The organism is Leucobacter allii, from assembly GCF_022919155.1.
Classification (GTDB): Bacteria; Actinomycetota; Actinomycetes; order Actinomycetales; family Microbacteriaceae; genus Leucobacter; species Leucobacter allii.
In genome coordinates, this window is sequence record NZ_CP095045.1 from 2,217,010 (window position 1) to 2,230,051 (window position 13,042).

A 13,042-nucleotide genomic window follows, 5' to 3' on the forward strand; every position below is an offset into this window, starting at 1 on the left:
GTCCGGCTACGCGCTCGCCTCGGCGCGGGAGCGCTCGAGGACCTGCGCGAAGACGCCCTGGAAGGCGTCGGCGGACTGCGCGCCGGAGACGCCGTACTTCTGGTCGAGCAGGAAGAACGGCACGCCGTTCACCCCGAGCATCCGGGCGCGCGCGATGTCCTGCTGCACGGCGTCGCCGTAGGCCTCGTCATCGAGGGCGGCGCGCACCTCGTCGGGCTCGAGGCCGGCCTCGGCCCCGAGGCGTGCGAGCGCGTCGGGATCCGACATGTCCTCCCCCTCCGCGAAGTAGCCGCGGAAGAGCCGCTCCTGCACGGCGGCCTGCACGCCGCGGTCCTTCGCGAGATGGAGGATCCGGTGCGCGCGCTGCGTGTTGGCGTGCTGCACGCCGCCGAAGTCGAAGGTGACGCCCTCGGCGGCGCCGAGCTCCGTCATCTGGCCGAGCATCTGCTCGACCTGGGCGGCGGGCATCCCCTTGTGACGCACCAGGAAGTCGACCTCGCTGCCGTCCCAGTCGAGCGGCGTGTCCGGGGCGAGCTCGAAGCTGTGGCTCTCCACCTCGACCTCCACGTCGGGGTGCTCCGCGCGGAAGGCGGCGAGCCCGGCCTCGAAACGGTGCTTGCCGAGGTAGCACCAGGGGCAGGCGATATCGGACCAGATGTCGACGCGGATCGTTTCACTCACGGTCGGTGCAACCGGTCGGACGGGGCGCGTATTCCCCCGAGCGCGGCCGCACGGCGCGTCAGCCCTCGAGCACCCGTGCCCCGGGCACCGGGCCGGTGACCGTGATCGCGCGGTGCCCCTCGCGGCAGAACATGCCGCGCAGGCTCGCGGCGGCCTCGGCGCTGTCCACGAGGAAGGCGAGCGTCGGCCCCGAGCCCGAGACGATTCCGGCGAGCGCACCGCGGGACTCGCCCTGCTCGAGCAGGTCGACGAGCCCCGGGGCGAGCTTGAGCGCCGCCACCTGGAGGTCGTTGTGCATCGCCTCGGCGAGCGAGTCCGCGTCGCCGACGCGCACGGCCTGCAGCACGGCGGTCTCGACCTTCACGAGCTCGGGCTGCGGCCCGAGCGCTCCGGCGTGCCGCTCGCGGTGCGCGTCGAGGGTGCCGTACACGCGCGGCGTGCTCAGCCCGGCGTCGGAGAGCACGAGCACCCAGTGGAAGGAGCCCTTCGCGAGCGCCGGGCTGAGCTCGTCGCCCCGGCCCGTGCCGACCGCGGTGCCGCCCTCGAGCGCGAAGGGCACGTCGGCGCCGAGCTCGGCCGCGAGCGGCAGCAGGCCGTGGCGGCCGAGACCGGTGCCCCACAGCTCGTCGCACGCGAGCAGCGTCGCGGCCGCATCGGCGGACCCGCCGCCCATGCCTCCCGCGATGGGCACCCGTTTGAACACCGTGAGCGCGGCGCCCCCCGGATATCCGGTGCGCTCGGCGAGCAGTTTCGCGGCCGCGAGCGCGAGGTTGCGGTCGTCGACCGGCAGCGCCGAGCCGTCGATCGGCCCGGTGAAGCGCACGGAGAAGTCGGCGGCCGGAGCGGCCGTCACCTCCTCGAACAGGGAGACGGCCTGATAGAGCGAGGCGACGTCGTGATACCCGTCCTGCTGCAGTGCGCCGACGCGGAAGAACACGTTGATCTTTCCCGGTGCGCGCACCGTGATCGAACGCCCCCGTATCGAACCCATACGTACAAGGTAGCGCACCCGGTGACCCCGGGATGCACGCCTCGGGAGCGCCCCTGGGGCGCGCGTCGCGGCGGCGCTCAGACCGCGCGGGCCGCCCGGGCGATGCGCAGGAAATCCTCGATCCCGAGCTGTTCGGCGCGCGCCGTGGGCGCCGCTCCCCCGGCCTCCAGCACGGCGACGGCCCGCTCGAGCGGGCCGAGCACGGGTTGCAGCGCCTGCCGCAGCATCTTCCGCCGCTGGGCGAACGCGGCGTTCACGAGCGCGAACGTCAGCTCCCGCTCCGCCTCGCTCCCGATCGGCTCGGCGTACCGCTCGTACCCGACGAGCACCGAGTCGACGCCGGGCACCGGCCAGAAGATGCGCCGGCTCACCGTCCCGGCGATCCGCCACCGCCCGTACCAGGCCGCCTTGGCGCTCGGCGAGCCGTACTCCTTCGAGCCGGGCGCCGCCGCGATCCGGTGCCCGACCTCGGCCTGCACCATGACGAGGCCGCCGCGCAGCTGCGGGATGAGCTCGAGCAGGTGCATGAGGATCGGCACGGACACGTTGTAGGGCAGATTCGCGACGAGCACCTCGGGCGGCGCCGGCAGTCCGGCGATGTCGCCCGCGCCGATGTCGAGCGCGTCGCTGCGGAGCACGCGCAGCCGGGGCAGTGCGGCGTCGGCGAAGACCTCCGGCTGCATCGACCGCGCCGTGGCGGGCAGCTCCGCCGCCAGCCGGTGATCGATCTCCACGGCGGTGACGTCCGCGCCCGCCTCGAGGATGCCGAGCGTGAGCGAGCCCAGCCCGGGCCCGATCTCGACGACGCGGTCTCCCGCCTCGACCTCCGCCAGCCGCACGATCTTGCGGACCGTGTTGGGGTCGATCACGAAGTTCTGCCCGAGCTTCTTCGTCGGGGAGACCCCGAGGCGCTCCGCCAGCTCCCGGATCTCGATCGGGCCGAGGAGGGCGGGGGCGTCGGTCACGCGGCGACCCGCTGCTCGGGGTCCCAGGACCCGTACACGCGCTCGGTGTTCGCCGCGATGCGCGCGCACACCTCGTCGAGCGGCTCCCCGAGCGCCTCCGCCATGCGCCGTACGGTGTGGGGCAGGAGGTACGGCGCGTTCGGGCGCCCCCGGAAGGGCTCGGGGGTGAGGAACGGCGCGTCGGTCTCGGCGAGCACGAGCGCGGGATCCGCGACCGAGAGCGCCTCCCGCAGCGCGGGCGCGTTCTTGAACGTCGTCGTCCCGGCGAAGGACATCACCCAGCCCTGCTCGTTGCAGATGCGTGCGAGCGCCGCGTCCCCGGAGAAGCAGTGGAAGACGGTGCGCTCGGGCGCGCCGACGCGTCTGAGCGTCGCGACGACCTCGTCGTGCGCGTCGCGGTCGTGGATCTGCAGGGCGATGCCGTTGGCCTTCGCGATCTCGATGTGCGCCTCGAAGGACTCGAGCTGCGCCTCCCGTCCGTCCTCGGCGGTGCGGAAGAAGTCGAGGCCGGTCTCCCCCACGGCGCGCACGCGCGGCTGCGCCGCGAGACGGGAGATCTCGGAGAGCTGCTCGCACAGCAGCCCGCGCGCGGCGAGCCTGGGCGCCTCGTTGGGGTGCAGCGCGACCGCGGCGAGCACCCGGGGATCGTGCGCCGCGAGCTCGGCGCTCCACCGGCTCGTCTCGAGGTCGGTGCCCACCTGCACGATGCCGCGGACGCCGACGGCCCCCGCGCGATCGAGCGAGTCGAGCGGATCGAGCTGGTCGACGCCGTCCTCGAACTCGAGGTGGGCGTGGTTGTCGTAGACGGAGACGGGCAGCGGCTCCGGGCTGGGCGGACGGCTGAGATCGCGTCGGCTCGGCGCGGTGCCGTCGGAGGAGCGCGTGCGGAGCCTCCCGGCGGGCGGGCCCGCGGATCCGGCGGAGCTCACTTCGCCTCCGTCTCGATCCGCGGGAACAGCACGGCGAGCGCGCGCTGCTCGGTGCCCGCGGGCAGCCGGCCCCAGCGGCCGGCCTCGCGCAGCGGCTGCGCGTCGAGCGCGCCGAGGCGCTCCTCGGCGCCGAGCGCCGCCCACAGCTTCCGCGTCGCCTGCGGGATCACGGGGGCGAGCAGTTCCGCGAGGACGCGCAGCCCCTCCGTGGCCGTGGCGAGCACGGTGGCGAGCCGGTCGCGCTGCGCGGGATCCTTCGCGAGGGCCCACGGCTGCTGCTCCTGCACGTAGCCGTTGAGCGCGTCGACGAGCTCCCAGACGGCCGCGATCGCCTCGTGGATCGCGAAGGTCTCGATGCGCGCGTCCGCGCGCTCGGCGGCCGTCGAGGCGAGCTCCCGGATCGCGGCGTCCGCCGGCGTCTCGACGCCCGCCTCGGGCATGCGGGCGTCGAAGTACTTCGCGTTCATCGCGAGCACGCGGCTCGCGAGGTTGCCGAAGCCGTTGGCGAGTTCGGCGTGGTAGCGCGCGGTGAGATCCTCCCAGCTGAAGGAGCCGTCGTGGCCGAAGGAGATGGCCCGCATGAAGTAGTAGCGGAACGCGTCGGAGCCGAAGGTGTCGGTGATCTCGCTCGGCGCGATGCCCGTGAGCTTCGACTTCGACATCTTCTCGCCGCCGACGAGCAGCCAGCCGTGCGCGAACACGCGGTCGGGCACCTCGAGGCCGGCCGCCATGAGCATCGCCGGCCAGATGACGGCGTGGAAGCGGAGAATGTCCTTGCCGACGAGGTGGTTCGCCGGCCAGCGCCGGGCGAACTCGGCGTCGTCGCGCCCGTAGCCGATGGCCGTGACGTAGTTCAGCAGCGCGTCGAACCACACGTAGGTGACGTGGCTCGAGTCCCAGGGGATCGGGATGCCCCAGTCGAAGGAGGTGCGCGAGATCGACAGATCCTCGAGCCCCTGCTGCACGAAGGCGATGACCTCGTTGCGCGCGCTCGCGGGCTGCACGAAGTCGGGACGCTCCTCGTAGAGCGCGAGCAGCCGGTCCTGGAAGGCGCTCATCTTGAAGAAGTAGTTCTTCTCCTGCAGCAGCTCGAGCGGCTTCGAGTGGATCGCGCAGACCTTCTCCCCCGCGAAGGCCCCGGTGCCGTCGACGATCTCGCTCTTCGGCTTGAACTCCTCGCAGCCGACGCAGTAGAGCGCCTCGAACTCGCCCGCGTAGACGTGGCCGTCGTCGTACAGCTTCTGGAGGAACTTCGCGACGCCCTCCTCGTGGCGGGCGTCCGTCGTGCGGATGAAGTCGTCGTTGGAGATGTCGATGAGATCGAGGAGCGGTTTCCACGACGACTCGACGAGGCGATCCGCCCACTCCTTCGGCGCGACGCCGTTCGCGGTCGCGGTGCGCAGGATCTTCTGCCCGTGCTCGTCCGTCCCGGTGAGGAACCACGTGTCGTCGCCGGCCTGGCGGTGCCAGCGGGCGAGCACGTCCGCCGCCACCTCCGTGTACGCGTGCCCGATGTGCGGGGCGTCGTTCACGTAGAAGATCGGCGTGGTGAGGAAGAACGAGGAGGGGTGGGGCATGGGTTCCATTCTAAGGCGAAGCGGCGCCCGGGACGCGTCCTCCGGGCGCCGTCCCCGCCGCGGCCACCGCGATCTCCGGCTCGTGCCGCACAGGGAAGTTCACGGAGTTCGCGATGAAGCAGTGCTCCGAGGCCTCGCGGTGCGCCGCGAGCGCGGCCTCGACCATGCCCGCCTCCGCCACCGCGACCCGCGGCCGGAGCACGACCTCCGTGAACGCCCCGCCGAGCCCCTCCTGCCGCATGACGCCGACGGCGTCGTCCCGGTAGGCGGTCACCACCACCCCGGCGCGCACCGCCATGTGCAGGTAGGAGAGCATGTGGCACTGCGCGAGCGCCGTGACGAGCAGCTCCTCGGGGTTCCAGCGGTCCCGGTCGCCGTGGAAGGTCTTGTCCGCCGACCCCGCGAGCGGCGGCTTGCTCTCGCCGTGGATGAGCAGCTCGCGGCCGTAGTCGCGGTATCCGCTCGTGCCGCTCCCCCGGTTGCCCGTCCACTCGATCCCGACCCGGTACTCGTGCAGTTCTGCCATGGCCCCAGCCTAGGACGCCCCGGGCCGAGCTGCGCGCGGCTAGGATCGTGTCATGAGTTCAGCGACCAGCACCGCAGCCGTCAGCACCGGATCCGAGGCGACCGACATCCCGCAGGAGCGGCGCGTCGTCACCGAGATCCCCGGCCCCCGCTCCCGCGAACTCCACGCCAGGCGACAGGCGGTCGTGCCGCCCGGGGTGCACAGCGTCCTGCCCGTCTACATCGATCGCGCGCACGATTCGATCCTCGTCGACGTCGACGGCAACCGGATCGTCGACGTCTGCGGCGGCATCGGCGTGATGACGGTCGGGCACACGGACGAGGCGGTCGTCGCCGCCGCTTCCGCGCAGCTCGCCAAGGTCACCCACACGCTCTTCACCATGACTCCGTACGAGCCCTACGTGCAGGTGGCCGAGCACCTCGCGAAGCACGTGCCGGGCTCCACGCCGGAGGCGCCCTACAAGACCCTGCTCATGAACTCGGGGGCGGAGGCCGTCGAGAACGGCGTGAAGATCGCGCGCAAGTACACGGGGCGCCCGGGCATCGCCGTGCTCGAGCACGCCTATCACGGGCGCACGCTCCTCACGAGCAGCATGAACCACAAGGCCGCTCCCTATGCCCTCGGCTACGGCCCGCGCGTCGGGGACATCTACAAGGCCCCGAACTCCTACCCGCTGCACGACGGCCTGAGCGGCGAGGACGCCGCGCGGCGCACGATCGCGTTCCTCGAGAAGCAGGCCGGCGCCTCCGACCTCGCGTGCCTGATCGTCGAGCCGATCCAGGGCGAGGGCGGCTTCATCGTCCCGGCCGAGGGCTATCTCCCCGCGCTCGCCGCGTGGTGCCGCGAGAACGGCATCGTGTTCATCGCCGACGAGGTGCAGGCCGGCATGGCCCGCACCGGCACGGTCTTCTCGATCGCCCAGTTCGGCGTCGAGCCCGACATCCTGCTCTCGGCGAAGGGCATCGCCGGCGGCCTCCCGCTCGCCGGCATCACCGGCCGCGCCGAGATCATGGACGCCTCGCAGCCCGGCGGCCTCGGCGGCACCTTCGGCGGCAACCCCGTGGCGTGCGCCGCGGCGGTCGCCGTCTTCGAGCAGATCGAGGCGCGCGACCTCCTCGCCGAGGCGCGGCGCATCGAGCGGGTCTTCGGCGGCGGGCTCCGCGAGCTGCAGGCGGCGCACCCGGCGATCGCCGAGGTCCGCGGCACGGGCGCGATGCTCGCGATCGAGGTGCTGCGGCCCGGCACCCGGGAGCCCGACGGCGCGCTCGTCTCGCGCGTCGTCGAGGAGGCGGCCCAGCGCGGCGTACTGCTCCTGAGCACGGGCGTGCACAACCAGGCGATCCGCTTCCTGCCCTCGCTCAAGATGACGGACGCGCTGCTCGCCGACGTGCTCGCGGTGCTCGACGAGTCGTTCACGGCCGCGGGCGCGTAGCGGCGGGGCGGGTCCCGGCGCCGCCGGCACCCGCCCGGCCGACGGGCCGGACCGACGGGCCGCCCGGCGGGTGTCAGCGCAGGTCGATCGGCCCCGTGGCCACGGGTTCGTGCGGCGGCAGATCCGCGAGCGGGATCCCGGAGGACTCGAGGCTGCCGGTGTCGACCACGTCGCCGACGGCGTGCACGTCGATGACGATCACGGTGACGTTGTCGCGGCCGGCGTTCTCGACGGCCTGGCGCACGAGCGTGCGCGCCGCGTCCTCCGCCGTCGGCTGCGTCGCGAGGAAGTGCTGAATGCCGATGTCCGTGAGCTCCTTCGTGAGCCCGTCGGAGCAGATGAGGAGCCGCTGGCCCGGGATCAGCGCGAGCGAGGTGTAGTCGGGCACGGGAGCCTCGTTGAAGCCCACGGCACGGGTGATCACATTGGCGTGCGGATGGACCTCCGCCTCCTCCTCCGTGATGGCGCCCGTGTCGATGAGGTGCTGGACGACCGAGTGATCGACGGTGATCTGGCTGAAGGCGCCCTTGAAGTACTGATAGACGCGCGAGTCCCCGATGTTGAAGACGCGCCACGTGGGGTCCTCGTCGCTGCCGAAGCACACGCCGGTGACGGTCGTCCCCGCGCCGAGCTCCGTCTCCCCCGCGTCGAGCTCGATGTCGTCGACGGCGTCGCTGAGCACGCCGTCGATGTCGCGCTCGCTGATGCTCGATTCGCCGCCGAGCTCGGCGAGCCGCCGCACGACCGCGGCCGATGCGATCTCGCCGGCCGAGTGGCCGCCCATGCCGTCGGCGACCGCGAAGATCGGCGGCGTCGTGACGTAGCTGTCCTGGTTGGTCTCGCGACGGCGGCCGACGTCGGTGAGCGCGAACCACGAGAGCTCGATCTCGAGGTCTCCGCCCCTGCGATAGGGCAGGCGTCGCCGAGACCCGTTCTCACCCCGAGTCGTCACAGCGTCCGCTTCCTGCCCACCGGATCATCCTACCGCCCCCGGGCGGCCCGGCCGGACGCCGTGCGGCTCGAGTCGCCGAGCACGAGATCCGGGGCGACGAGCACGGTCCCCGCGGGGGTCGCCGGATCGTCCCGGGTGATGAGCTCGAGGATGGCGCGGCTCATGGCCTCCACGGGCTGACGCACCGTCGTGAGCGCGGGCAGCGCGTAGTCGGCCACGCCGACGCCGTCGAAGCCGATGACCCGGAAGTCGCCGGGAACGCGACGTCCGGCGGCCTGCAGCTCGCTCTGGAGGCCGAGCGCGATGACGTCGGCGGAGGTGACGACCGTCGCGCCCGCGATCCCGCGATCCAGCAGCTCCCGCGCCGCGCGGTGCCCCCACGCGACGTCGAAGCTGCCGTCGAGGATGAGCGCCTCCGGCATCAGCGCCGCGAAGGCCTCGCGCCGTTCGCGCGCCGACGAGGAGGCCGTACCGGCGCCGACGAACACGACGGGCTCGCCCGGCGGGGTGACCTCCCGCACGTGCCGGACGATGAGCTCGACCCCGATGCGGTTGTCGCAGCCGACGTAGGGCGCATCGGAATCGGCGACCCTGCGGTCGAACTGCACCGTGGGGACGCGCCGGCTCGCCGCGTCGAGCGCCGCGCGACTCGCGGCCTCGTCGCTCGGGATGACGACGAGCGCATGGATCTGCCGCCCGAGGAACGAGGAGACGGCGCGGCGCTCGATCCCGAGGTCGTTCCCCGCGCTGGAGACGAGCAGCTCGAAGCCCGCCTCGCGAAAGACCGCGCCCAGCTGCTCGGCGAGCGCGGTGAAGAAGGGGTTGGAGAAATCGGGCAGGATCAGCCCGACCACGTCGAGCCGCTGCTGCCGCAGGGCGCGTCCGAGCAGATTCACCTCGTACCCGAGCGCCTCCGCGCTGCGCAGCACCCGGTCCCGGATCTCGGCGGACATCGCCCGGCTCCCGCTGAGGGCGCGCGAGACGGTCGACGAGGACACCCCCGCGTGCTGCGCCACCTCGCGCATCGTGACGCTCCGCGTCCGTCCGTCCATATCCACTTCCGTTACCGAATCGATATCGTGCGCCGTTGGGCGCCGCAGTCCCTCCAGACTAGTGTCGAGAATCACTTGGCAATCGATTTCCAAGCCCATACCAACGGAGGTATCCCATGCACACTCGGTTCCCACGGCGCGCCGCGTTCGCGACGCTCGCCCTCGGTGCGGGCTTCGCGCTCCTCACCGGCTGCACCACCGGCAACGAGCCGGCGACCGAAACCGGCGGCTCCGGCGAGTCGAGCGACTCGTGCAGCATCGGCATGACGCAGATCAACCAGACCGCGATCTTCTTCACCGAGATGAACGCCGGCGCCCAGGAGGCGGCGGACGAGCTCGGCTGCGAGCTCACCATCGCGAACGCCAACAACGACTCCGCCCGCCAGAGCTCCGACATCGAGAACTTCGTCACGCAGGGCGTCGACGCGATCATCGTCGTCGCCATCGACGTGAACGGCGTCTCCCCCGCGGTCGAGTCCGCCCAGTCCCAGGGCATTCCCGTCATCGCGATCGACGCGGAAGTCGAGGGCGTCGACACCTTCGTGGGCGTCGACAACGAGGCCGCAGGCGCGGAGGCCGCGAAGTGGGCCATCGACGCGGGGCTCGTCGACGGCAAGAGCTACGGCGTCGTCGACGCGAAGAGCTCCTTCATCCAGAACCAGCGCGAGGACAGCTTCCGCGCGGCGATCGACGCCGCCGGCGCCCAGTACACGCAGAGCGTCAACGGCGACAACGTCCAGGAGAAGGCCGCGACCGCCGCGCAGGATCTGGTCACCGCCCAGCCGGACCTCGACTTCGTCTACACCACGGGCGAGCCCGCCACCGTCGGCGCCGTCGCCGCGCTCTCCGCGGACAGCGCGACCAAGATCATCGGCTGGGATCTCACCGCGGAGGTCATCGCCGGCATCGACGACGGACTCGTCACGGCCGTGATCCAGCAGGACCCCCGCCAGGAGGGCGTCGAGGCCGTCACCGAGGTGCACAGCATCCTCGGCGGTGCGGAGCCCCAGGGATTCATCGACGTCCCGATCACCATCGTCACGTCGGACAACGTCGACGACTTCCGCGAGACCTTCAAGTAAGCGACGGCGGGGGCGGCGCGACCGCCCCCGCTCCGTCATGGCAGAGACCAGGAAAGGGAACCGATGAACGCACCACCGCGTGTCGAAATGGTCGACATCCGCAAGCACTTCGGCGCCGTCAAAGTACTCCGCGGGGTCAACCTCTCGGTCGGCAAGGGCGAGGTCATCGGTCTCGTCGGCGACAACGGCGCCGGCAAATCGACGCTCATGAAGATGCTCGCGGGCGCCGTCACCCCGGACTCGGGCAGCATCCTCGTCGACGGCGAGGCGCTCACCACCTCGGACCCCCGTGCCGCGCGGCGGGCGGGGATCGAGATGGTCTACCAGGATCTCGCGCTCTGCAACGACGTCGACGTGGCCGGCAACCTCTTCCTCGGCCGGGAGCCCTACCACCCGCTCACCCGTCGCCTCGACCTCGCGCGGATGCATCGCGAGGCGGCGGAGGATCTGCAGAAGCTGCACATCCGGATCGCCGACACCACGCAGGAGGTCGGCACCCTCTCGGGCGGTCAGCGGCAGGCCATCGCCATCGCCCGCGCCATCGCCTTCGATCCGAAGGTGCTCGTGCTCGACGAGCCGACGGCGGCGCTCGCGGCCCGCGAGGTCGAGATGGTGCTGCAGCTCATCCGCGACGTCTCCGCCCGCGGCGTCAGCGTGATCCTCATCACCCACCGACTCCAGGACCTCTTCGAGGTCTGCGACCGCCTCGTCGTGCTGTACGAGGGGGTCCTCCACAAGAACCTCGACCCGCAGGAAACCTCGCTGTCCGAGCTCGTGACCGCGATGATGGGAAAGTAGCGCGCCGTGACGAATGCACACCACACCGAGGCCATCGTGACCAAGCCCGCCCGCTCGAAGGGGTTCATCGGGCGGCACTTCGGGGTGCTCTCCATCACCCTGGTCTTCCTCATCCTCTTCATCTTCTTCTCGGCCGCGACCGACGTCTTCCTCTCCGCGGAGAACCTCGTCAACGTCGCGCGGCAGATCGCGCCGACGGTCATCGTCGCCATGGCGATGACCTTCGTCATCACGACGGGTCAGATCGACCTCTCGGTCGGTTCCATCGTCGGCCTCTCCGCCGCGACGCTCGGCATCTGGGCCGTCTCGGGCAACGGGCTCGTCGCGCTCGTGCTGACGCTCGCGATGGGGCTCGCGGTCGGCCTCGTGAACGGCGCGCTCACGGCGTTCGGGCGCATGCAGTCGTTCATCGTGACGCTGGCCGCCCTCACGGCGCTGCGCGGCGTGGCGCTCTTCATCACCGAGGGCTACAGCACCCCGATCGACTCGCCGTTCCTCGTGCCCATCGGCCAGGGCAAGTTCCTCGGCCTCTACACGCCGACCTGGATCGCGATCGTCATCGTGGCGCTCGCGTGGTACGTCTTCAATCACACCCGCTTCGGCCGCTACGTGACGGCGACGGGCTCCAACGCCGAGTCGCTGCGCCGCTCGGGCGTCGACATCCGCAAGATCCAGATGGCCGTGCTCGGCATGACCGGCTTCGCGGCCGCGCTCGCCGGCGTCATCACCGCCTCGCGCCTCTCGAGCGGCTCGCCGAACTCCGGCACCATGTTCGAGCTCGAGGTCATCACGGCCGTCGTGCTCGGCGGGACCTCGCTCATGGGCGGCCGCGGCTCCATCATGGGCTCCGCCATCGGCGCGCTCACCCTCGGCATCCTCAGCAACGGGCTCGTGCTGCTGAAGGTCGACGTCTACTGGATCCCGATCGTGCAGGGCCTCATCCTCGTCATCGCGATCCTCGTCAACACGCGCCTGTTCAGCCGCTTCTCCCGGAGCGGCTCATGACCGTGATGACCGTCACGGGGCCGGTCCCGGCCGCCGAGCTCGGCATCACGCTCACCCACGAGCACCTCATCAACGACGCCAGCTCATGGGCGCAGCCGACGACGACGCCGGGCCTGGACGCGGAGGACTACCTGCGGCGCCCGGTGACCGCCGATCTGCTGTGGGAGCTCCGGAACGATCCCTTCGGCAACCTCGACAACTGCCGCCTCGACGACCCCGAGCTCGCGCTCGCGGAGATCGCGCGGTACGCGGCGCTCGGCGGCCGCACCATCGTCGACACCACGAGCATGAACAGCGGGCGCGATCTCCGCGGGCTCAAGGACCTCAGCGAGCGCAGCGGCGTGCGCATCGTCGCCGGCACCGGCTACTACCTCGATCCCAGCCTCCCCGAGGGCTTCTCGGCGTTCGCCTCCGAGGACGTCGCCGAGCAGATCCTGCACGACATCGCGCACGGCGTCGACGGGATCCGCCCGGGCATCATCGGGGAGATCGGCGTGGGCGCGGGCTTCACGGAGCGCGAGCGGATCAGCCTCGCCGGCGCCTGCATCGCGCAGCGCGAGAGCGGACTGCCCGTCGAGGTGCACCTCCCCGGCTGGTTCCGCCGCGGCCACGAGGTGCTCGATCTCGCCGAGGCCCACGGCGCGGATCCCCGCGACGTCGTGCTCTGCCACATGGGCCCCTCGGGCGAGGATCGCGCGTACCAGCTCGAGCTGCTGCGCCGCGGCGCCTGGGTGCAGTACGACATGATCGGCATGGAGGTCTTCTACGCCGACCAGGGGGTGCAGTGCCCCTCGGACGAGGACAACGCCAGACACCTCGTCGGCCTCGTGGACGCGGGCTTCGGCGATCGTCTGCTCGTCTCGCAGGACATCTTCCTCAAGTCGCTGCTGCGCGCCCACGGCGGCCCCGGCTACGGGCACATCCTGCAGTACTTCGTCCCCCGCCTCGCCCGGCACGGCCTCGACCGCGCCGCGATCGACCGCTTCCTCATCGACAACCCCCGTTCGCTGTTCGAGGGGCGCGACGCCCCCGCAGCCGAGTCCGACCACTAG

13 protein-coding genes are annotated in these 13,042 nt (G+C 71.7%); 5 read left to right on the forward strand and 8 right to left on the reverse strand.

The features are described from left to right. Positions 1-6: 6 nt before the first annotated feature. From MUN78_RS10315 to MUN78_RS10340, 6 genes are all read right to left on the reverse strand, one after another. Entirely contained in the window at positions 7-681 is a 675-nt protein-coding gene (locus tag MUN78_RS10315; protein WP_244689643.1) for a DsbA family oxidoreductase, read from the reverse strand. Between the two features lie 58 nt (positions 682-739). Further along, a complete protein-coding gene (locus MUN78_RS10320; RefSeq protein ID WP_244689644.1) occupies positions 740-1,672 on the reverse strand; it encodes a 4-(cytidine 5'-diphospho)-2-C-methyl-D-erythritol kinase in 933 nt (310 codons plus the stop codon). 77 nt (positions 1,673-1,749) lie between these two features. Further along, positions 1,750-2,637 (reverse strand): 16S rRNA (adenine(1518)-N(6)/adenine(1519)-N(6))-dimethyltransferase RsmA, encoded by an 888-nt coding sequence (gene rsmA / locus MUN78_RS10325; RefSeq protein WP_244726290.1) that lies wholly within the window; start codon positions 2,635-2,637, stop codon positions 1,750-1,752. Continuing rightward, positions 2,634-3,566: a TatD family hydrolase gene (locus tag MUN78_RS10330; protein WP_244726292.1), complete on the reverse strand. Its 933-nt coding sequence runs from the start codon at positions 3,564-3,566 to the stop codon at positions 2,634-2,636. Before MUN78_RS10330 ends, rsmA begins: the two co-directional genes overlap by 4 nt. Beyond that, positions 3,563-5,143: a methionine--tRNA ligase gene (metG, locus tag MUN78_RS10335; RefSeq protein WP_244726293.1), complete on the reverse strand. Its 1,581-nt coding sequence runs from the start codon at positions 5,141-5,143 to the stop codon at positions 3,563-3,565. Before metG ends, MUN78_RS10330 begins: the two co-directional genes overlap by 4 nt. A gap of 10 nt (positions 5,144-5,153) precedes the next feature. Continuing rightward, complete coding sequence (locus MUN78_RS10340; protein WP_244726295.1) at positions 5,154-5,669, reverse strand: OsmC family protein; 516 nt, start codon at positions 5,667-5,669, stop codon at positions 5,154-5,156. Positions 5,670-5,721: 52 nt separating this feature from the next. Here MUN78_RS10340 and MUN78_RS10345 point away from each other — a divergent pair, with 52 nt between their 5' ends. Then, positions 5,722-7,101, forward strand: a complete 1,380-nt coding sequence (locus tag MUN78_RS10345; protein WP_244726297.1) for an aminotransferase class III-fold pyridoxal phosphate-dependent enzyme — start codon at positions 5,722-5,724, stop codon at positions 7,099-7,101. A gap of 73 nt (positions 7,102-7,174) precedes the next feature. On the opposite strand, the gene MUN78_RS10350 is transcribed toward MUN78_RS10345, so the two are convergent. Both MUN78_RS10350 and MUN78_RS10355 read right to left on the reverse strand, forming a co-directional pair. Then, entirely contained in the window at positions 7,175-8,053 is an 879-nt protein-coding gene (locus MUN78_RS10350; protein WP_244689655.1) for a PP2C family protein-serine/threonine phosphatase, read from the reverse strand. 29 nt (positions 8,054-8,082) lie between these two features. Continuing rightward, positions 8,083-9,105: a LacI family DNA-binding transcriptional regulator gene (locus tag MUN78_RS10355; protein ID WP_244726299.1), complete on the reverse strand. Its 1,023-nt coding sequence runs from the start codon at positions 9,103-9,105 to the stop codon at positions 8,083-8,085. A gap of 116 nt (positions 9,106-9,221) precedes the next feature. On the opposite strand from MUN78_RS10355, the gene MUN78_RS10360 reads away from it, so the two are divergent. From MUN78_RS10360 to MUN78_RS10375, 4 genes are all read left to right on the forward strand, one after another. After that, positions 9,222-10,187: a substrate-binding domain-containing protein gene (locus tag MUN78_RS10360; RefSeq protein ID WP_244726301.1), complete on the forward strand. Its 966-nt coding sequence runs from the start codon at positions 9,222-9,224 to the stop codon at positions 10,185-10,187. A gap of 63 nt (positions 10,188-10,250) precedes the next feature. Beyond that, positions 10,251-10,985 (forward strand): ATP-binding cassette domain-containing protein, encoded by a 735-nt coding sequence (locus MUN78_RS10365; protein ID WP_244726303.1) that lies wholly within the window; start codon positions 10,251-10,253, stop codon positions 10,983-10,985. 6 nt (positions 10,986-10,991) lie between these two features. After that, entirely contained in the window at positions 10,992-11,990 is a 999-nt protein-coding gene (locus tag MUN78_RS10370) for an ABC transporter permease (protein WP_244689662.1), read from the forward strand. Beyond that, positions 11,987-13,042 carry a phosphotriesterase family protein gene (locus MUN78_RS10375; protein ID WP_244726305.1) on the forward strand — a complete coding sequence of 352 codons (1,056 nt, stop codon included), beginning with the start codon at positions 11,987-11,989 and terminating at the stop codon, positions 13,040-13,042. Before MUN78_RS10370 ends, MUN78_RS10375 begins: the two co-directional genes overlap by 4 nt.